19 protein-coding genes are annotated in these 20,177 nt (G+C 55.6%); 13 read left to right on the forward strand and 6 right to left on the reverse strand.

What is annotated here, in order from left to right; all coding sequences use genetic code 11:
- Positions 1-31: 31 nt before the first annotated feature.
- Positions 32-631 carry a cob(I)yrinic acid a,c-diamide adenosyltransferase gene (gene cobO / locus RO22_RS08195; RefSeq protein WP_022523960.1) on the reverse strand — a complete coding sequence of 200 codons (600 nt, stop codon included), beginning with the start codon at positions 629-631 and terminating at the stop codon, positions 32-34.
- Between the two features lie 248 nt (positions 632-879).
- Here cobO and RO22_RS08200 point away from each other — a divergent pair, with 248 nt between their 5' ends.
- The 4 genes from RO22_RS08200 (at position 880) to RO22_RS08215 (ending at position 5,983) form a co-directional block, all read left to right on the forward strand.
- Positions 880-1,365 (forward strand): YajQ family cyclic di-GMP-binding protein, encoded by a 486-nt coding sequence (locus RO22_RS08200; RefSeq protein WP_007114656.1) that lies wholly within the window; start codon positions 880-882, stop codon positions 1,363-1,365.
- Positions 1,366-1,432: 67 nt separating this feature from the next.
- Positions 1,433-4,063, forward strand: a complete 2,631-nt coding sequence (pepN, locus tag RO22_RS08205) for an aminopeptidase N (protein WP_027959069.1) — start codon at positions 1,433-1,435, stop codon at positions 4,061-4,063.
- Between the two features lie 55 nt (positions 4,064-4,118).
- Positions 4,119-5,078 carry a lipid kinase YegS gene (gene yegS, locus RO22_RS08210; protein WP_022523958.1) on the forward strand — a complete coding sequence of 320 codons (960 nt, stop codon included), beginning with the start codon at positions 4,119-4,121 and terminating at the stop codon, positions 5,076-5,078.
- Positions 5,079-5,122: 44 nt separating this feature from the next.
- A complete protein-coding gene (locus tag RO22_RS08215) occupies positions 5,123-5,983 on the forward strand; it encodes a hypothetical protein (RefSeq protein ID WP_041158039.1) in 861 nt (286 codons plus the stop codon).
- Positions 5,984-6,052: 69 nt separating this feature from the next.
- Here RO22_RS08215 and RO22_RS08220 read toward each other — a convergent pair whose 3' ends face one another.
- Positions 6,053-6,256, reverse strand: coding sequence for a cold-shock protein (locus tag RO22_RS08220; RefSeq protein WP_007114660.1), 204 nt, complete (start codon positions 6,254-6,256; stop codon positions 6,053-6,055).
- Between the two features lie 133 nt (positions 6,257-6,389).
- Here RO22_RS08220 and RO22_RS08225 point away from each other — a divergent pair, with 133 nt between their 5' ends.
- Positions 6,390-7,046, forward strand: a complete 657-nt coding sequence (locus RO22_RS08225; RefSeq protein ID WP_022523956.1) for a LysE family translocator — start codon at positions 6,390-6,392, stop codon at positions 7,044-7,046.
- A 35-nt stretch (positions 7,047-7,081) separates the two neighbouring features.
- Here RO22_RS08225 and RO22_RS08230 read toward each other — a convergent pair whose 3' ends face one another.
- The gene (locus tag RO22_RS08230) at positions 7,082-9,031 is read right to left on the reverse strand and encodes a transglycosylase SLT domain-containing protein (protein WP_041158040.1); all 1,950 of its coding nucleotides are present in this window, start codon (positions 9,029-9,031) and stop codon (positions 7,082-7,084) included.
- Positions 9,032-9,170: 139 nt separating this feature from the next.
- On the opposite strand from RO22_RS08230, the gene RO22_RS08235 reads away from it, so the two are divergent.
- The 4 genes from RO22_RS08235 (at position 9,171) to sixA (ending at position 13,339) form a co-directional block, all read left to right on the forward strand.
- Positions 9,171-9,503 carry a YkvA family protein gene (locus tag RO22_RS08235; protein WP_041158041.1) on the forward strand — a complete coding sequence of 111 codons (333 nt, stop codon included), beginning with the start codon at positions 9,171-9,173 and terminating at the stop codon, positions 9,501-9,503.
- A gap of 151 nt (positions 9,504-9,654) precedes the next feature.
- Positions 9,655-11,589 (forward strand): molecular chaperone HtpG, encoded by a 1,935-nt coding sequence (htpG, locus tag RO22_RS08240; RefSeq protein ID WP_022523953.1) that lies wholly within the window; start codon positions 9,655-9,657, stop codon positions 11,587-11,589.
- Between the two features lie 129 nt (positions 11,590-11,718).
- Complete coding sequence (locus RO22_RS08245; protein WP_052475563.1) at positions 11,719-12,864, forward strand: NAD(P)H-dependent glycerol-3-phosphate dehydrogenase; 1,146 nt, start codon at positions 11,719-11,721, stop codon at positions 12,862-12,864.
- Complete coding sequence (sixA, locus tag RO22_RS08250; protein ID WP_041158042.1) at positions 12,857-13,339, forward strand: phosphohistidine phosphatase SixA; 483 nt, start codon at positions 12,857-12,859, stop codon at positions 13,337-13,339. Before RO22_RS08245 ends, sixA begins: the two co-directional genes overlap by 8 nt.
- A gap of 172 nt (positions 13,340-13,511) precedes the next feature.
- On the opposite strand, the gene gatB is transcribed toward sixA, so the two are convergent.
- From gatB to gatC, 3 genes are all read right to left on the reverse strand, one after another.
- Positions 13,512-14,966 carry an Asp-tRNA(Asn)/Glu-tRNA(Gln) amidotransferase subunit GatB gene (gatB, locus tag RO22_RS08255; RefSeq protein ID WP_009287767.1) on the reverse strand — a complete coding sequence of 485 codons (1,455 nt, stop codon included), beginning with the start codon at positions 14,964-14,966 and terminating at the stop codon, positions 13,512-13,514.
- The gene (gene gatA / locus RO22_RS08260) at positions 14,966-16,426 is read right to left on the reverse strand and encodes an Asp-tRNA(Asn)/Glu-tRNA(Gln) amidotransferase subunit GatA (protein ID WP_039859774.1); all 1,461 of its coding nucleotides are present in this window, start codon (positions 16,424-16,426) and stop codon (positions 14,966-14,968) included. Before gatA ends, gatB begins: the two co-directional genes overlap by 1 nt.
- Positions 16,427-16,510: 84 nt before the next feature.
- The gene (gene gatC / locus RO22_RS08265) at positions 16,511-16,798 is read right to left on the reverse strand and encodes an Asp-tRNA(Asn)/Glu-tRNA(Gln) amidotransferase subunit GatC (protein WP_022523948.1); all 288 of its coding nucleotides are present in this window, start codon (positions 16,796-16,798) and stop codon (positions 16,511-16,513) included.
- A gap of 229 nt (positions 16,799-17,027) precedes the next feature.
- Between gatC and RO22_RS08270 the strand changes: the two genes are divergently transcribed.
- The 4 genes from RO22_RS08270 to RO22_RS08285 are packed head-to-tail and all read left to right on the forward strand — an operon-like array spanning position 17,028 to position 20,118.
- Positions 17,028-18,065, forward strand: coding sequence for a rod shape-determining protein (locus RO22_RS08270; RefSeq protein ID WP_007114671.1), 1,038 nt, complete (start codon positions 17,028-17,030; stop codon positions 18,063-18,065).
- A 24-nt stretch (positions 18,066-18,089) separates the two neighbouring features.
- Positions 18,090-19,052: a rod shape-determining protein MreC gene (gene mreC, locus RO22_RS08275; protein ID WP_041158043.1), complete on the forward strand. Its 963-nt coding sequence runs from the start codon at positions 18,090-18,092 to the stop codon at positions 19,050-19,052.
- Complete coding sequence (mreD, locus tag RO22_RS08280) at positions 19,052-19,540, forward strand: rod shape-determining protein MreD (RefSeq protein WP_022523947.1); 489 nt, start codon at positions 19,052-19,054, stop codon at positions 19,538-19,540. Before mreC ends, mreD begins: the two co-directional genes overlap by 1 nt.
- A complete protein-coding gene (locus RO22_RS08285) occupies positions 19,537-20,118 on the forward strand; it encodes a Maf family protein (protein ID WP_041158044.1) in 582 nt (193 codons plus the stop codon). The genes mreD and RO22_RS08285 overlap by 4 nt, the downstream gene beginning before the upstream one ends.
- The last annotated feature ends 59 nt before the right edge of the window (positions 20,119-20,177 follow it).

Raw genomic sequence — 20,177 nt, forward strand, 5'->3', positions numbered from 1 at the left:
AAAGGGGCAACTTAGTTGCCCCTTTTGCTATTTAAAAGTCGATACCCCGACGCGCCTGCAGGCCATTGTTGAAGGCATGGCGCACTTCCTGCATTTCAGTCACTGTATCGGCCATAGCGACGAGTTCGCGGTGAGCGTTGCGGCCGGTAATAATCACTGTCTGTTCTTTAGGACGATTCTCCAGTGCTTGTTTAACGGTTTCGATCTCCAGGTAGCCAAACTTGAGCATATAGGTGATTTCGTCGAGCACCACCAGATAGGTCTCTGGGTCTGCGAGCATACGCTCAGCCTCTTTCCACACTGCTTGGCAGGCGTCGGTGTCCGCTTGGCGATTTTGCGTATCCCAGGTGAAACCGGTAGCCATTATCGCCACCTCTAGATTGGCATCCTCCTCCAATCGATTGCGTTCGCCGCACTCCCACAACCCCTTGATAAACTGCACTACGCCCACTTTATAGCCATAACCCAAAGCGCGGGTGACCGTGCCCCAGGCAGCGGTTGTTTTGCCTTTACCGTTACCGGTGTTAATGATGATTAGGCCGCGCTGCTCGTTAGCACTGGCGACTTTCTCCTCTACGCGCGTTTTAAGCTTCTCCATAGAGGCTTTGTGGCGGGTGTCGCGGTCACTCATGGTATCTCCTGATAAAGCGGAAAGCTGAAAAATAGCCAATATTCATAATCCGCTAGCCTAAGCTATCAGCACAGGGTTGAACATCTTTATGGAGGTACTTGAAGATAATTTTTGTACAGGTATTTTCGGTGTTTTGTGAATATTTGTCTCAATAATGCACCCTAAAATCCAACAAAAAAGAACAGGATTGGCCCCTAGGGGGCTGGCTGCTCTAGAATAGGTGGTCATGTCTTTTCAGGAATTACATCATGCCCTCATTTGATATTGTTTCAGAGTTCGATAAACACGAAGGCGCTAACGCCGTAGACCAAGCTAACCGGGAAGTGCAGTCACGGTTCGATTTTAAGGGGGTCGATGCCAGCTTCACCCTTGAAGGTGACAAAGTGCAGCTAGAGGCGGAAGTCGATTTCCAGCTCAAGCAGATGCTCGATGTGCTGCGAGCCCGTTTAATCGCCCGGGGTATCGATGCCCGCTGTATGGATGTTCAAGACCCGGTGCTCTCCGGCGTGAAAGCACGCCAGGAAGTCGCTCTCAAGGAGGGGCTCGACGCGGCGGAAGCCAAAGATGTGGTCAAGCGCATCAAGGCCAGCAAGCTCAAAGTGCAGGCGCAAATTCAAGGTGAGAAAGTGCGTGTAACGGGTAAAAAGCGCGACGATTTACAAGCTGTTATGGCATTGCTGCGCGGCGAAGAGGGGCCGGATTTACCGCTCCAATTCGATAACTTCCGCGACTAGGTAGCGGTGTTAAGCTGTCGAACATTTTGAAGTATGTAATATTCGTTTTATACAGGAGTCACGCACTATGTCTGATCCGCAGCCGGTTTATTTAAGCGACTACCAGCCACCCGCCTACCGGGTAACTCATACCGAGCTGACGTTTGATCTTGACCCCGCCGCGACCCGTGTGAAAGCGCGACTGTTGATTGAGCGACATCCAGAAGCTGACGCTAAGGCACCGCTCGTCTTAAATGGCGAGCACCTAAAGCTTATCTCCCTGGCGATTGATGCAACGCCGCTGGATGTCGCTGCTTATGAACTAGATGATGAAGTCCTGCGCATTGCTCAGGTGCCCGAGCGTTTTGTGTTGGAGAGCGAGGTGGAGATCGCCCCACAGGAGAATACGGCGTTAGAGGGGCTGTACCAATCCAACGGTATGTACTGCACCCAGTGCGAGGCCGAAGGCTTCCGGCGGATTACCTTTTACCCTGACCGCCCAGACGTCATGGCGACCTTTAAGGTCACTGTGATCGGCGATCAGCAGCAAGAGCCGATTTTGCTGGCTAACGGTAACCCGATTGAGCGCGGCGAGCTGAAGGGCGGTCGCCACTTTGTTACTTGGGAAGACCCGCACCCCAAGCCCTGTTACCTGTTTGCTTTGGTGGCAGGCAACCTGCATAGCGTAGAAGATCACTTCACCACCATGAGCGGAAGGGATGTCACGCTGCAGATTTGGGTAGAAAAAGAGAACCTGGATAAGACCGAGCATGCCATGGCCTCGTTAAAGCGTGCCATGGAGTGGGACGAGCAGGCGTATGGGCGCGAGTACGACCTGGATCTGTTTATGATCGTGGCCGTCAATGATTTCAATATGGGAGCGATGGAGAACAAAGGCCTCAATATCTTTAACTCCGCCGCGGTCTTGACCCACCCCCAGACCGCCACCGATGCAGCGTTCCAAAACGTGGAAGGCATAGTCGCCCACGAATACTTTCACAACTGGTCGGGTAATCGCGTCACCTGCCGCGACTGGTTCCAGCTCTCGCTGAAAGAGGGCTTTACGGTCTTTCGTGACCAGTGCTTTTCGGCGGATACCAATTCAGCGCCAGTTAAGCGCATTCAGGATGTCTCCTTTTTCCGCACGGCCCAGTTTGCCGAGGATGCTGGCCCCACGGCGCATCCGATTCGTCCCGACCACTTTATCGAAATTACCAACTTCTACACCCTGACGATTTATGAGAAAGGGGCCGAAGTCGTACGCATGTTGCGTAATTTAGTAGGGGAGGAGAGCTTTCGTCGCGGTTCAGACCTTTACTTCGAGCGGTTCGACGGTCAAGCGGTGACCATTGAAGACTTTGTCGGCTGTATGGCTGAAGCCTCCGGTGAAGACTTCAGCCAGTTTATGCGCTGGTACTCCCAGGCGGGAACGCCGGATATTGATGCCCACGGTGAGTATGATTATGTTCAGGGCGAGTACCACTTGACGCTGCGTCAGCGTACGCCTGCAACACCCGGCCAGCCAGATAAGCTGCCGTTGCATATCCCGGTGCGTATGGGGCTGGTAGGTACCAAGTCGGGGCAGGATCTCACCCTGACGCTCAATGGCGAAAAGCTCGGCAAAGACGCGGTTATTCATCTACGTGACGATGAGCAGACGTTCGTATTCACCGATGTTGCCGAAGCGCCGGTGCCCTCTTTGCTACGCGAATTTTCCGCCCCGGTGAAGCTGCATTATCCCTATTCAAGGGAAGATCTCGCCTTCTTATTGACCCATGACAGCGATGGTTTCAACCGCTGGGATGCGGGGCAACGCCTAGCGCTTTTGGCCTTGGATGACTTGATTGCTGCCCATAGGAATGGCGTCGAAAAGGTCATGGATAGCCGCGTCGTCGATGCCTTTAGAGCGCTGCTGAGCGGGCCAATGAGCGATAAGGCGGTATTGGCAGAGATGCTGACGCTACCCTCTGAAGCATATATCGCCGAGCAGCAGCCCATTGTGGATGTAGATGCTATCCATGCCGCGCGGGAATTTGTCCGTCAGTCATTAGCCGTGGCTCTGCGGGATGAGTTTCTGGCTATCTATGAAGCCAATGTGACGGAAGAAGCGTACGCGCCGACACCGGAGCAAATAGCTCAGCGTAGCCTGAAAAACGTGGCTCTCTCTTATCTTATGTCGATTGAAGATGAGCAGGGCTTGGCACTGTGTGAAAGCCAATTCGCTGCTGACCACAATATGACCGATGTGCGTCAGGCGCTCACCCTGCTGGTGCACAGCGACCGCGACGACCTGGCTTCGCCAGCACTCAAAGCCTTCGGTGAGAAGTGGGCGCATGACCCGTTGGTGATGGATCAGTGGTTCACCGTCCAGGTATCGCGCCCACAGCCAGATGTGCTTGAGCGGGTGAAGTACCTGATGCAGCATCCCGCCTTTTCACTCAAGAATCCCAATCGAGTCCGTGCATTGGTCGGCGCTTTTGCTCAGAACCGGGTTAATTTCCACCGTTTGGATGGTCAAGGCTACCAACTGCTGGCTGATGTGGTCATCGAGCTCAACCGGCTTAACCCGGAAATTGCCGCGCGGCTAATAACCCCGTTAACCCGCTGGCAGCGCTTTGATGAAACCCGCCAAGCACTAATGCGGTCTGAGCTTGAGCGGATCAAACAACAGCCGCTATCTTCAAATGTATACGAGGTGGTCGAGAAAGCACTGGCATAAGCGTTTAGCGCAGTAGTGAACAACCGCAGTTAAACCATGGAAAGGAATAACAATAGTGACAGACTCACAGCAACACTATTTACTGATTATCAATGGTAAATCCGCCGGTAACCCGGCATTGCGTGAAGCAGTCAATGAACAACGTCAGGCAGGGATGCTGATTACGGTTCGCGCTACCTGGGAAGGGGGCGACGCTGCGGATATTGCAGAGCAGTCTGGAGCCATGGGCATTACCCACGTGATTGCCTGTGGTGGCGATGGCACCGTCAGCGAAGTCATGAACGGGCTGATGCGCTTGCCTCATGACCGGCGTCCTGCGTTGGGCATTGTGCCCCTAGGCAGTGCCAATGATTTTGCTACCTCCGTTGGTTTACCGCTGGAGCCAGGCGCCGCTTTGGCCGCTGCACGGGAGTTAAGCGCCTATCCCATTGATGTTGTGCGCGTGACCGCAGGTGCAGGTGGCGAATCGTCCACCAGCTACTATATCAACATGACCACCGGTGGGTTTGGCGCTGAAGTTACCTCGTCGACACCGAAAACGCTTAAGCGGCTGCTCGGGGGCGGGGCTTACTCAGTGATGGGCGCGCTGAAGGCTTGGCGCCACCGCAGCTATCGCGGCACGCTCCATTGGGACGAAAAAGAGGAGAGTGCGTCTTTGTTGCTACTGGCGCTAGGTAATGGCCGCCAGTCGGGCGGGGGACAGGTACTGGGGCCGCGTGCCAAGCTGGATGATGGCCGTCTGGACGTGCTGCTGGTCAAAGACTTTCGGTCGATAACGGAACTGACCAAACTCATTAGCGAGCTGCAGAGTTTCCCCTATGACGGGCGATTCGTGCGCTACTTCACCACGACCCAACTAACCGTGACCACCCAGGCAAATGGTTCGCCCTGGCCACTCACGTTAGACGGCGAAGCGCGCTACTATGACCAGTTCTGCGCGGAAGTAGTGCCCCTTGCTCTGCGTGTGTTACTGCCTGAGGAGTGCCCGTTGCTCTCCTCGACCAGCCGGCCTTAGTTCTTTTGGCTCACATTGTTAACGTTATAAAGGAGAAGAATTAAATGGCAAATCGCGTGTGGATACCCGCGCTCGCCGCCGTGGCACTTTTGCTGAGTGCCTGCGGTGACTCCCAGGAAGATCCCACCGTGACACCCGATGATAATGCTGCGGTGACGGATGAAGAAACGGCTCGCGATGAGGGGGCGGGCGAAGAAGCGTCGGCCACGGCTGAAAACGCGACTGAGATGTCCAGTCCTGAAGAAGTAGAGGATGATATTGAGGAGCGCCAAGCTGCTGAGGAGCTTGAGCGAGCGGAAGCGCTGCGCGAGGATAGCGACACTCAGGCTAGTGGCAGTGCGACGGCTGGCGGTGAAGAGGTTGAGGCTGGTGAAGACACCCTGGCGGCGGATCCTGAAGAGGTGCTCGATGAAGAGAGCGCTATGCCGGGTGAAGCTACACGTTCCGATGTAGATGACATCATTGCCGAAACTGAACGCCGTTTTGAAGAGGCCGAGCAGCGTTTGGAAGAGCAGTTTCAGGAGGTAGAGCAGCAGGCGCCGACCTTGGAGCCGATGGAGAACGAGGATGTACCGCCTAGCTGGGACACCGAAAGCAGTCTGCCCGAGCGCACACCCTTGCAGGATGACAGTGATGTAACCGATGTTGACGCCTTGATTGAAGACACCGAACGTCGCTTTGAAGAAGCGCAGCAGCGGCTTGAGGAACAATTCCAAGAGTTGGAGAATCGTGAGGCGGAGAGTGGTGCTGTGGTCGAGCCGTCAGGCGAGCTTGATAGCAATGACTTTGACAGCAATGACTCCGATAGCGGTGATTCTGATAATCGTGATGTCGATAGCGCTGGAGATAGCCAGGAAACCGGTGCTAATGGAGAGTCGCGGAGTGAGAGAGGATCGCTTGAGTGATTCTCTTTAGCCAATAGTCAGGCAATAAAAAAGGCCCGCGTATGCGGGCCTTTGTCCATCCGTTAGCAATTAAGCTGGGCGGATGTTGGAAGCCTGAAGGCCTTTTTTACCCTGAGTCACTTCAAAGCTGACTTTTTGACCGTCTTGCAGGGTCTTGAAGCCTTCAGCTTGAATTTCGGAGAAGTGGGCGAACAGATCGTCTCCGCCGTCATCAGGAGAGATGAAGCCGAAGCCTTTAGTGTCGTTGAACCACTTAACAGTGCCAGTTGCCATTTTCTATTTCCTTAACGTGCTTAGTAATCACGGGCAACTCTATTGTCCACCCGCTACAATTACTCTAGATGTAAACACGGCTGTCGTCCAGCGACATTCCTAAGATTTTTTATTTGGTTGCGAGCAAGCACAAATGATGCAGTTAGGTTTTATTGATGCGCAGTTTATTTCCTTTTTGGTAGCGATCACGTTGCTGACGATAAGCCCCGGTGTTGATACGTTGCTGGTGATACGCAATACGGCCCGTGGAGGCATCCGCGATGGGGTCACCACGAGTTTAGCTATCTGCTGCGGCCTGTTTGTGCATGCCACGATTTCTGCATTGGGCATTTCGTTGATCCTGCTCCAGTCGGCCTGGGCGTTTCATATGCTGAAGCTGCTGGGGGCGGGCTACCTAATTTGGCTGGGTATTACCAGCTTGTTAGCAGCGCGGAAAGGCCAGCCACTGCCGGTTAATGGTGTGCTAGAAGGTGTGCCTGCCGTTTCGCGCTGGCAGCCGGTTAAAGAGGGTTTTTTGTCCAATGTGTTGAATCCCAAAACCGTAGTGTTCTACATGGCTTTTTTGCCTCAGTTCATTGCTCCTGGGGATCCTGCGCTACTGAAGTCGCTATGGCTGGCAGGGGTGCACTTTATCATCGCCAATATTTGGCAAATCAGCGTGGTCATGATGGTGGGAAGCGCCGGCAAATGGTTGGCTAACGCACGTTTTGCGCAAGCGCTTAATGCCGTGACGGGCAGTGTATTGGTGGTGTTTGGTATTCGGCTGGCATTAACACAGCGCCCGGTATAAACCAGGCGCTGGTAATATGGTAAGTAGAGAAGGGCTTAGCGGCGGGTCAGCAGGGCTCGGTCGTAGCGTACCTGCTGCTCGTTATCGCTAAGTAGTGAAACGCCTTCGCTGCTGCCACCGTTAGCGAGGCTTTCAAAAATCACCCGATAGCTAAGCACCGCCTGCACGTAGTCGCGAGTTTCGCGGAAAGGGATGCTCTCTACAAAGAGATCAAAGGCCTCTACGCCATCGCCCAGCCACTGATCGACGCGGCCAGGGCCCGCATTATAAGCCGCTGCGGCGGCCAGTCGATTGCCCTGGTAGCGTTGCAGCTTGTCGCGCAGGTAGGTGCTGCCCAGGCGAATATTAAGCTCTGGGTCGAGAACGCCGTAGGGGCCAGGATCGCTAATGCCCAATTCGCGACTGACTTGGCTGGCGGTACCGGGCATTAGCTGCATTAATCCACGCGCCCCGGCCGGTGAAAGGGCGTTAGGGTTGTAAGCGCTTTCACGCCGGGTAATGGCCATCAATAGGTATGGATCCACGCCGGTGAGACGGCCCCAATGTTGAAAGCTGTCGTGGTAGGCCTGGGGGAAGCGCCAATCCAAGGCGTCCCACATTTCAGCGGCAATGGTGGTTTGCACCAGGCGCGCATGCCACTGCTGTTGAGCGGCATAGTCGGCTAGCGCTCGTGCCTGTTGCGGCGAACCGCTCTGCACCGCGTGCAGCCACTCACTGTTGGCGAGACCATCCTCACCAATGCGTAGCAAGGCCTCGGTGCGCTGAACGGCGGGTAGTTGGGCAATACGTTGACGCGACGCTTCGTCAAAATGATTGCGTTCAAGATTCAGTTGATAGGGTTGGCCGAGCTTTTCTGCTGCTGCAAAGCCGTAAAAACTGCGATCCTGCGCAGCCTGTTGGTAGCGTGCTTCGGCGGCCGCCTGGTTGCCAAGCTGCTCATTGGCGCGGCCCAGCCAATACTGCCAACGGCTATTCTCCTGCTGGATAGCGGGCATTTCGGCAATCCAGTAGAGCACTCCGTTCCAATCCCGGCTAGCCAGCGCATTGCGGACACGTAGCTCTAATACGCGCTCGCTTTCCAGGCCCGGTAGCACGCTGTCAACCCAGCTTAGCGTGCCCGGTACATTGCGCACCAGGGCGTAAAAAGCCAGTTCTTCTTCAATAGCTTGACGGTCACTGGGCAGCAGGTTTAAACGCGACGAGAGCGTCTGCCAGGCGGCAAAGGCTGCAGGCGTATCTTCACGGGTGTAGCGCTGCATGGCGGCCCGGTAGAAGCTTGCCGTGGCGGCACACTCGGGGCCTAGGCAACTGGGCGCCTGGGTAATGGCGCTGCTGCGTGCTGTGACACTATCCACCGTCTCTAGAGCGGTTTGCCACTGACCGCTTAATAGCCCACCAAGATAGCTCGATAGGCGCGTTTCTCCCGCCTGCCAAGCGAGCATTTTACGCTCCCAAATAGCTGTGGCATCAATAGTGCCATTGGCCCGCAGGCGTGCAAATAGCGGGTCGCAAGCATTAGGCTGCGAGCTGCCTACGCGCCATAAAGCCAACCCCGCTTCGCTCGCCTGCTGAGGCTGCTCATCCAGCAGCGCCGTGTAGTAGTAGCACTGGCGAACCGTGCCCGCAGGCTCGCCATCGGCCACTGCCAGCAGGTCGCTATAGCGACCCGCATGGCCATACTTTGCGATCGCTTGACCACGCAGCCACCCTGCTAGAGGAGAGTCTGCGTGCTGGTCGATAAATTGATGCACCCTTTCAGGAGCCACGTTAGGCAATTGCCCCCTTAAGCGGTGGTACTCCACATAGCCACGCAGCGGGTGGTCTTCAATTGAGCGCTCATCGACCCGTGCCCACTGCTGCTCGCGGGCAGCAGCGAGGGCATCGCGTAACTCACTATCGGATGCGGCCCACGAAAGTGCAGGTAATCCCGCCAGTAGTGCTGTACACAGCACGCGGGCGGTATGGCGAAATGGCGAAACCAACATGGTGCTCTCTCTCTGTAAATCGGTGTCACTTAATCGGGGCTCGGGAGCAGCCCACGCAGTTTGCGGTGCAACCGCTATACTGAACGAATATTAGCCGTCATGATCTGACAGCCCAGATACTAAAAGGATTTAATTACCTATGGCCCCATTATCCACTTGGTCGTTGCTGCGTCGACTCAAATCACGCGTTTGGGCGACAAAACGTATAGTGCGTGCTTTAAAACTGTTTATCCCCATGACGCGAGACGTCATGCGTGGCGATTTTCGGCCTATTCCCTGGTCGGCATTCGGCATGATGGCATTAGCGCTGGGTTATTTGGTACTGCCGTTCGACCTGATACCCGATTTTCTGATGCTAATCGGCGTGGTGGATGACGTGCTGATTGTCGGCTGGTTGCTCAATCGCATCGATCAGCGCCTGGAAGACTATCGGGCCTGGAAATTTACCGATCCCGATATGACGCCTTCTTGACCTCAGCGGCTTGTTAATCCCCGTAGCTTCTTCACCAAGGCTGCTTGAAAAATCGTTGCCTATCCCCATATCTACTCCACGAAACCATTTTATCCCGCTGCATGTTAACGCAGAGGGATGCGACTCAACGTGATTGATAAGGGCTAAGCGCATGACTACAGCTACCCACGAACAAGCGACTGATAAATCGGCTAACCACGAAGAAACGCTAGGCTTTCAGACGGAAGTTAAGCAACTGCTGAATTTGATGATTCACTCCCTGTACTCTAACCGGGAGATTTTCTTACGCGAGCTTATCTCAAACGCCGCCGACGCCTGCGATAAGCTACGTTACGCGGCCCTCGATAACGATGCGCTCTACGAAGGCGACAGCGAACTACGCATTGAAATCGAACACGACCGCGATGCCAACACTATCACCCTACGTGATAACGGCGTTGGCATGAACCGGGAAGACGTGATCGCCAACTTGGGTACCATTGCGCGTTCCGGTACCGCTGAGTTTCTCAAGCAGCTCTCTGGTGAGCAGCAGAAAGACGCCAAGCTAATCGGTCAGTTCGGCGTTGGTTTCTACTCGGGTTTTATCGTCGCTGATGAAATTTCGGTGCGCACCCGCAAGGCGGGTACAGACGCTTCAGAAGGCGTTGAGTGGCGCTCGAAAGGGGAAGGTGAATTTACCGTTGCCGATATTGAGCGTGCTCAGCACGGTACAGAAATCACTCTGCATCTGAAAGAGGACGCCAAAGAGTTTGCTGACGACTATCGGCTGCAGGGCTTGGTTCGTAAGTACTCGGATCATATCGAAGTCCCCGTGCGCATGCCGAAAACAGAAACGGCGAAGGACGATGAGGGCAATCCTATCGAGGGTAGTGAAGTGACTACCTGGGAAACCGTTAACGAGGCGACGGCGCTGTGGTCGCGTCCCAAGAGCGAGGTTTCCGACGATGAGTACAAGGCGTTCTACAAGCACGTTGCCCACGATTTCTCTGACCCCCTGACCTGGAGCCACAACAAGGTCGAAGGCAAGCTCGAATACACTAGCCTGCTCTATGTACCGGGTCGGGCACCTTTTGACCTGTTTGAGCGCGACGGTGCCCGGGGCGTTAAGCTCTACGTTCAGCGTGTCTTTATTATGGACGACGCCGAACAGTTCCTGCCGCTCTACCTGCGCTTTATCAAAGGCGTACTGGATACCCGCGAGCTGTCGCTAAACGTATCCCGTGAGCTGCTCCAGCAGGATCCCAATGTTGATAAGATCAAATCGGCGCTTACTAAGCGCGGTTTGGATATGTTGAAGAAGCTGGCCAAAGATAAAGAGCAGTACCAGACGTTCTGGAATACCTTTGGTAGCGTGTTGAAAGAAGGGCCGGGCGAAGACCCCTCTAATCGGGAAAAAATTGCTGGCCTGCTGCGCTTTGCCTCAACCCATACCGATACGGCTGCCCAGGAGCACGGGCTGGCGGACTATGTCGAGCGCATGAAAGAGGGGCAGCAGAAGATTTATTACGTCGTAGCTGATAGCTTCAATGCGGCGAAAAACAGCCCTCACCTCGAGATCTTCCGCAAAAAAGGCATCGAAGTTCTGCTGTTGTCTGACCGTATCGATGACTGGTTGATGAGCCATCTGACTGAATTCGACGGTAAAACCTTTGCTGATGTGGCCAAGGGCGAGCTTGATCTTGGCGATGTGGAAGACGAAGCAGAGAAAAAAGCTCAGGAGGAGACCGCTAAAGCCAAAGAGGAACTGGTGAAGCGCGTAAAAGAAGCGCTGGGCGATGGTGTTCAAGAGGTAAAAGTGACTCACCGCCTTACCGATTCACCGGCCTGCGTCGTGCTACCCGAGCATGAAATGGGCTACCAGATGCGCCGCATTATGGAAGCCGCCGGTCAGCCGCTGCCCGAGGTGAAGCCGATTCTTGAGCTTAACCCTAGCCACGCGCTGGTAGCGCGTTTGGAAGGGGCTGAAGGCGATCAATTTGGACAGTTAGCCCACATCCTGCTCGATCAGGCAATTATTGCAGAGGGCGGCCATCTGGATGACCCGGCTGCCTACGTGAAACGTCTGAATAGCGTCTTGACGGCTTAATGAGCCAATAACGTCAGACATGCGGCCCGCTTGGATTTCCAAGCGGGCCGCATCTGTTAGTGAAGATGCTATGGGTGAAGATGCTAAAGTACCCAGTAAATGTAAGAGACTAACGATCAGGATATCGTCATGGCTGAGCAGCAAACCAATGTCCCAGTGACAACCAACGTAGCGGTGCTGGGAGGCGGTAGTTTTGGTACGGCGCTAGCGAGCATTGCCGCCGATAATGGTGCCCGCGTTCGTCAGTGGATGCGTGACGAAACGCTGGTCACACAAATCAACCAAGAGCACCGTAACGGTCGTTATCTGCCCCACTATGCAATGAATCCGGCCGTGGAGGCCTCAACCGACCTTCAAGCCGTGCTGGCCGACGCGGAGCTAGTACTCATCGCTATTCCATCAAAGGCCTTTCGCAGCGTTGTGCAGGCGGCGAAAGCGTGGTTGAGGCCCGAGCAGATACTGGTCAGTACCACCAAGGGGATCGAGCAAGAAGGCTTTCTGTTGATGAGCCAAGTACTCGAGCAGGAAACGGGCTTTAGTCACATTGGCGTGATTGCGGGCCCAAATCTGGCCTCTGAAATTGCCGATAAGCAGTTAACTGCTACCGTGATTGCCAGCGCTGACCCGCTTACCCGCACCCGCGTACAGCAAGTATTGGGTTGCCGTTACTTTCGTGTGTACGCTAGCGATGACCGTCATGGTGTTGAACTGGGTGGTGCACTGAAAAATATTTATGCGATTGCCGCCGGTATGGCGGCGGCGCTGGGCATGGGCGAAAACACCCGCAGTATGCTGATGACTCGCGCCTTAGCCGAAATGAGCCGCTTTGCCGTTGCCCAGGGTGCTAACCCGATGACCTTTTTAGGACTGGCGGGGGKGGGGGATTTGATCGTTACCTGCTCGTCTAACCTATCGCGCAATTACCGTGTTGGCTACGCCATGGGCGAAGGGCGCACGTTGGAAGAGGCGGTTGATGCCCTTGGCCAGGTCGCAGAAGGGGTGAATACCGTTAAGCTGGTATGCGCTAAAGCGAGTGAAATGGGTGTTTATATGCCGCTGGCGGAAGGCCTCAATCATGTGCTGTTTGATGGCGTGCCTGCCCAGGAGATGGCGCGTACCCTTATGATGGGTGAGCAGAGTAGCGATGTAGAGTTTATTCTGCCCCGTGAAGCCGTACAGCAGGCCCATCGAGACCAAGCTCCTCACAACCACGCTTCTAAGAACCAGGCTTCTAAGGGCCAGGTTTCTAAGGACAAGGGAGGCAGGGATGCCTGATGTGTTGATTATGCGCCACGCTGAGGCCGCACCGGGGTATCCCGACCAAGCGCGTCGATTAACGCCTCATGGTGAGCAGGAGGTCAAAAAAATGGCCCGTTGGCTGACTGAGCGCGTGGCTGATGGGGAGCTGTTTATGCCGAGAATTTATGCCAGCCCCTATTCTCGCGCGCAGCAAACCGCGCAAACGCTATGTGATGCGCTGGGAGCCTCGCTGGAAACGCTGGATTTTATCACTCCGGATGACTCGCCCCATGCAGTAAGCGACTGGTTGCTTGAACAGCCTGAAGGTGCGCCGATCATGCTGGTCAGCCATATGCCGCTGGTAGGCGAACTGGCGGGGTTGTTAGTAGAGGGCAGCCCTGCCCAGGGGCTTGGCTTCCCTACCGCCGCCATCGCCGAGCTTGAGGCCGACGTATGGGCGGCAGGTTGTGCGCAGTTGAAGCGATTTACCCAGCCCAGCCAGTTGGCCTAGTTCAAATGTGTGTCATTAAAAAAGGCTGCCTAGGCAGCCGCTAGTATTTGGAAACTTTCAGATCCGAATCAGCTCGTAGCGGGGGTCTTTCGCCAGGGATGGCGAAAGTAGCGCCCAGGGAAGGGTTTACAGCGCCCCCGCCAAGAGTTGTTCGGATCGTCCAAAACTGCTGTTACAGCAGCGCGTCGAGCTTCTCTTTTAGCAAGCCGTTCACCTGCTGTGGGTTGGCGGTGCCGCGTGACGCCTTCATCACCTGACCAACAAAGTAGCCGATCATTTTGCCGCGTTTTTCCGGCTCCGAGTCGCAGTACTGGGCGACCTGAGCGGGGCTGTCGGCAATCACTTGATCGATCATTGCTTCAATGGCGCCGGTGTCGGTCACCTGCTTGAGGCCTTTTGCGTCAATCACCTCGTCGGCGGACTCACCCTGACCGTTCCACAACGCCTGAAAAACCTCTTTAGCGGCTTTGCCGTTAATGGTGTCATCCAGTACGCGGCTGATCAGCTCGCCTAGCTGGCGCGCTGAGATCGGGCTATTGGCAATGCTCAGGTTTTCGCGGTTAAGTGCCCCGGAAAGTTCACCCTGTACCCAGTTAGCTGCCTGCTTGGCATCGCCGCACTCGCTATGCACCGCTTCAAAGAATTCGGCCATATCGCGACTGGCGGAGATGACATTGGCGTCATAAGCAGACAGACCCAGCTCGTTCTGGAAGCGCTCACGCTTATCTGCTGGCAGCTCGGGCAACTGGCCACGCAGGTGGTCAAGATAAGCTTGGTCAAGCACCACCGGCAGCAGGTCAGGGCAGGGGAAGTAACGGTAGTCGTTGGCCTCCTCCTTGGTACGCATGCTGCGGGTTTCATCACGGTCTGGGTCAAACAAGCGGGTTTCTTGAACCACGCTGCCGCCATCTTCGATCAGCTCAATTTGTCGCTCAACCTCAAAGGCAATGGCGCGCTCGACAAAACGGAAAGAGTTAACGTTTTTAATCTCAGCGCGGGTGCCAAAGGCTTCCTGACCTTTGGGGCGTACCGAGACGTTAACGTCGCAACGCATGGAGCCTTCCGCCATATTGCCGTCGGAAATGCCCAGGTAAGTAACGATCGAGTGAATCGCTTTGAGATACGCCGCGGCCTCTTTGGCGCTACGCATATCCGGCTCGGAGACGATCTCCAGTAGCGGCGTGCCAGCACGGTTCAAGTCGATACCGGTCATGCCGTGAAAATCTTCATGCAGCGATTTACCGGCATCTTCCTCAAGGTGGGCATGGTGAATGCGGATACGCTTGGTGCTGCCATCTTCCAGCGTAATCTCAACATCGCCAGGGCCGACGATGGGATGGTACATCTGGCTGGTTTGATAACCCTTGGGCAGGTCGGGGTAGAAGTAATTTTTACGGTCAAACACCGAGACTTCGGCGATATCCGCATGCACCGCCAGGCCAAACTGCACGGCCATGGCCACGGCCTGCTCATTGAGCACTGGCAGCACGCCAGGTAGGCCTAAATCCACCGCGCAGGCCTGGGTGTTTGGCTCGGCGCCAAACGCCGTTGAGGCACCGGAAAAGATTTTTGAACGCGTTGCGAGCTGAACGTGGACTTCAAGCCCAATCACGGTTTCCCATTGCATTAGGCGTACTCCTCGGCAAAGGCAGGACGTTGTAAGTGCCAGTCGGTCGCTTGCTGAAACTGGTGAGCGACGTTAAGCAGCTGCGCTTCGGCAAAGTGGGTGCCCAGAATCTGGAGACCAACGGGGCGGCCACCGGCCAAACCCGCCGGCACGCTGATGCCGGGAATGCCCGCTAGGTTCACCGCGATAGTGTAGATATCCTGCAGGTACATCGACACCGGATCTTTTTTGGCACCCAGGTCAAACGCGGGGGTAGGCGAGGCGGGGCCCATCAGCACGTCGACGTCTTCAAAGGCGTCCAGGAAGTCCTGACGGATCAAACGGCGCACCTGCTGGGCTTTGGTGTAGTAGGCGTCAAAGAAGCCTTCAGAGAGCGTGTGAGTGCCGATCAGGATGCGTCGTTTAACTTCTTCGCCGAAGCCTTCAGCCCGCGAACGTGTGTAGAGATCGATCAAATCGCTGGGATTGTCGCAGCGGTGACCAAAACGCACACCGTCGTAGCGGGACAGGTTGGAAGAGGCTTCCGCGGGGGCGATCACGTAGTAGGCCGGAATCGCATAGTGGGTATGCGGTAGGCTGACCTCACGAACCGTCGCGCCTAGGGATTCGTAAACTTTTACCGCCTCACGGACGGCTTTTTCGACATCAGGGTCTAAACCATCGCCGAAATACTCTTTGGGAAGCCCGATCTTGAGGCCCGAAAGGGGGGCATTGAGGCCTTCCACATAGTCGGGTACGCCGCGGGCAACGCTGGTGGAATCGCGGCCGTCATGGCCCGCAATAACACCCAGTAGGTGGGCGCAATCTTCGGCGCTGCGCGCCATGGGGCCAGCCTGATCAAGGCTTGAGGCGTAGGCAATAATGCCGAAGCGCGACACACGACCATAGGTGGGCTTTAAACCGGTGATGCCACAAAATGCCGCGGGCTGGCGAATCGAGCCGCCGGTGTCGGTACCCATGGCGGCGGGCACCAAACCAGCCGCGACTGCTGCTGCGCTGCCGCCGGAGCTGCCGCCGGGCACCGCTGTCAGATCCCAGGGATTTTTGACCGGGCCGTAGTAGCTGTTTTCGTTGGAGGAGCCCATGGCGAACTCGTCCATATTGGTTTTGCCCAGGCTGATCGTGCCCGCCGCGTTGAGCTTTTCAACCACTGTGGCGTTGTAGGGGGCGATAAAATTATCCAGCATTTTTGAACCGCAGCTGGTTTTCACGCCCTGGGTGCAAAAAATATCTTTGAGCGCTAGGGGAATGCCTGCCAGCGGCCCGGCGTTGCCCGCCGCTCGGGCGTTGTCGGCTACTTCAGCCTGTTTCAGCGCTTGCTCGGCGGTCACGCTGATAAAACTATTCAGCTTGCCGTCAGCCTGTTCGATACGCTGCAAATAGTGAGCGGTCAGCTCGCGGCTTGAGAACTCACCGCTTTTTAGCGCGGCGGCGAGTTGCGTTAAGGTTTTCTCGTACATGACCCAGAAGCTCCGTTCAGGGGAGAAAAAAAGAGGCAATAGTGGTGGCTTGATTAAATATTCGTGCGTTGTTACTCAGCGTACTTATTCAACGACGCGGGGCACGAGATACAGGCCATTTTCCACTGCCGGAGCACAGCGCTGAAACGTGTCGCGCTGGTTGGTTTCCGTCACTTCATCGGCGCGCAGTCGCTGGGTCGCATCTAGCGGATGGGCGAGCGGCGTAACGCCTTCAGTATCGAGGCTTTGTAGCTGGTCGACCATGTCCAGAATCCGGCTTAGGTCGTCTACAAAGCCGCTGGCTTGGTCATCGCTGACAGCGAGTCGGGCCAAGTGAGCGGCCCGGCGCACATGAGATTCTTCAAGCGCCATGATCGATATTTCCTCATAAACGTGATGGAACATAATCGGCTTTAAGCGGTATACATACCGATATCAAAAAAACGTCTTGTGTTGCAGACGTGGAAAATAGCCGCAAAAGGTACCACATCTTGGCCTTAACGGGCAGTGTTAGGCGCGACTCGTGCTTGCTGCCAGGGGGTTGCGGTGATACCGTTTGCATCCGCACAGGGTTCCCGGTCTGCACTAGGTAACAACATCCATGTTTAAACGTTTGAGGGGGCTGTTTTCCAGCGATCTATCGATCGACTTGGGTACGGCCAACACACTGATTTATGTTCGCGGTCGCGGTATCGTGCTCGATGAGCCGTCCGTGGTTGCTATCCGCCAGTCTGGCAATATGCGCAGCGTCGCGGCAGTTGGTACTGATGCCAAGCGAATGCTGGGGCGTACGCCCGGCAATATTACCGCGATTCGGCCGATGAAAGATGGCGTTATTGCCGACTTCACCGTCACCGAGCAGATGCTTCAGCACTTTATCCGTAAAGTTCACCAAAGCACCTTCTTAACCCCCAGTCCACGCGTTCTGGTATGCGTTCCTTGCATGTCAACACAAGTAGAACGTCGGGCGATTCGTGAGTCTGCCGAAGGGGCAGGTGCCCGCGAGGTGTTCTTGATCGAAGAACCCATGGCGGCGGCAATTGGCGCTGGCCTTCCGGTTGATGAAGCGCAGGGGTCGATGGTGGTGGATATCGGTGGTGGTACCACTGAAATCGCGATTATTTCACTCAACGGCGTGGTCTACTCCGAATCGATTCGGGTGGGCGGCGACCGCTTTGATGAGGCCATTACCGCCTATGTACGTCGTCACTACGGCAGCCTGATAGGCGAAGCGACAGCCGAGCGCATCAAGGAAGAGATTGGTTGCGCCTACCCCGGTGGCGAACTGCGCGAAATTGACGTGCGCGGTCGTAATCTGGCCGAAGGCATTCCACGCAGCTTCACGCTCAATTCCCACGAAACCCTGGAAGCATTGCAAGAAACCCTGGGTTCTATCGTGGCCGCAATTAAGAGCGCCCTTGAGCAGTCACCGCCTGAGTTGGCATCCGACATCGCTGAGCGAGGCTTGGTGCTAACGGGCGGTGGGGCGCTGTTGCGCGACCTGGACAAGCTGATCGCTGAAGAGACAGGGTTGCCGGTAATTGTTGCCGAAGACCCGTTGACCTGCGTTGCTCGCGGCGGTGGTAAGGCGCTGGAAATGATTGATCAGCACACCTTTGAGTTGCTGTCGAGCGACTAATCGCAGCGGTTAATTGCGGGGGGATTGCCTATTAAACCGCTGTTTTCGCACGGGCCACTGCCGGGCTACCGGCTGTTTTTTTGCGTCTTGGCCGCCAGTGCATTGATGTTTGTCGACCAGCATTTCACGCGTATGGAGAAAGTGCGCGCGCAAATGTCGATGGTCGTTGCTCCTATTCAATGGGTCGTCAGTGTGCCTAGCGACCTGTTGAATTGGGGGTCGCTTGCGCTCTCTGACCAGCAGGCGTTGGTGGATGAAAACCGTCGCCTGCGTGAGCAGATTCTCACCCTTTCCCATCGTGGTCAGCGAATGGCGAATTTGACCGCGGAAAACAGCGAGCTGCGCGAATTGCTAAAAGCCGCTAAGCGGCGTGATATTCCTTATATCACCGCCGAACTGTTGTCGCTTGATAACGACCCCTTTAGTCATCAGATGGTGATTAATCGCGGCCATCGCAATGGCACCTACGTGGGGCAGCCGGTGATTGATGCCTCGGGCTTGGTGGGGCAAATTACCGCGGTCTCTGCCTACTCAAGTCGGGTACTGCTGTTAGCTGATGCCAGTCATGCGTTGCCGGTTCAGTTAAACCGCAATGGCTTACGTTTTATCGTCCAAGGAGCGGGGCGTTACAGCAGCGTTAATGTGATGCACGTACCTGATACGGCGGATATCCGTGAAGGTGATTTACTGACCACATCGGGCTTGGCTGGACGCTTTCCTCCGGGTTACCCCGTGGCGCGAGTCACCGAGGTGTTTCACGATCCGGGGCAGCCTTTTGCTCGCGTGACGGCCGAACCGATGGCTCAACTGCAGCGCTCGCGTCATTTCTTGCTACTTTTTCCGCCCCCGCGAGAGGAGGTAGAAGAGCATGCCTGGGATGAGACGCTGGATATCTCCGCAGAAGCCTTGCGCTCTTCGCTCCAGCTTTCAACAAGCCCCAACAATGCGTTGCACGACTCAAATGCATCATCTCAAGAGGTGCCCTGATGCCACGAGCACCGATTGTTCCGCTAGTGATTATTTGGTTTAGTTTGGTCTTGGCTCTTTGCTTGCAGGTGATGCCGCTGGCCGATGGCTGGCAGGTATATCGCCCCGAGTGGTTAGGGCTGATGCTGATCTACTGGTGTATGCGCACACCCGACAGAGTCGGCGTTTTTCATGGCTTTGTGCTGGGGATTTTGATGGATTTAATTGAAGGCACCGTGCTGGGCCAGCATGCGCTTATTTATGCACTGCTGGCCTTCTTGTGTGCGCTGGTCTATCCCCGCTTCCGTGCTTATTCACTGGTACAGCAATCCGCGCTGGTGCTGGTGCTGTTGGGCTTGATGCAGCTAGTCGCTCAATGGCTACGCACTATCGTGGGTGATTTTTCGATTCATTTAGCCTTTTTGATTCCCGCGCTGATCAGTGCATTGCTATGGCCATGGCTAGCGACGATGTTCCAGGCATTAGAACGTCGGTTGGCCGCTTCATGACTGCGCCTGTTTTGTGTTTAGCGTCTGCCTCTCCACGCCGTCGAGCTTTGCTGGCATCCATTGGTGTTCCGGTCACGGTTCACCCTTGTGATATTGATGAGACACCGCAGGTGGGTGAGTCGGCTCAAGCGTATGTGCAGCGCTTAGCAGCTGCCAAAGCCGAGGCAGCAGCCCCTTTTACCCACTTGCCTATCCTAGGTTCAGATACCGCTGTGGTGGTCGATGGGCGTATCCTAGGTAAGCCAGCGAATGCTGAGGAGGGCGCCGAGATGCTGCGGCTGCTTTCGGGGCGGTGCCACGAGGTGCTTACCGCTGTGGCGGTAAGTGGGCCAGAAGGTATGCTCTCCTCCTGCGTGGCTACTCAGGTGACAATGCGTGAGATAAGCGCTGATGAAATCGTTGCCTATTGGCGCACGGGTGAACCTGCTGATAAGGCTGGTGGCTACGCAATACAGGGGTTAGCCGCCATATTTGTAAAACAGATTCAAGGCAGTCACTCAGCAGTGGTAGGGCTACCGCTGTATGAGACGACGCACTTGCTATGCCGACAGGGAGTTCCTATCTGGCAGCGTGTTTAATTCTCTAGAATAGAGGGCAACGCCGCCTGTATCGCTGGCAAGGAATACGTCAACCAACA

This window comes from Halomonas sp. KHS3 (assembly GCF_000830495.1).
In the GTDB taxonomy this organism is placed as follows: domain Bacteria; phylum Pseudomonadota; class Gammaproteobacteria; order Pseudomonadales; family Halomonadaceae; genus Vreelandella; species Vreelandella titanicae.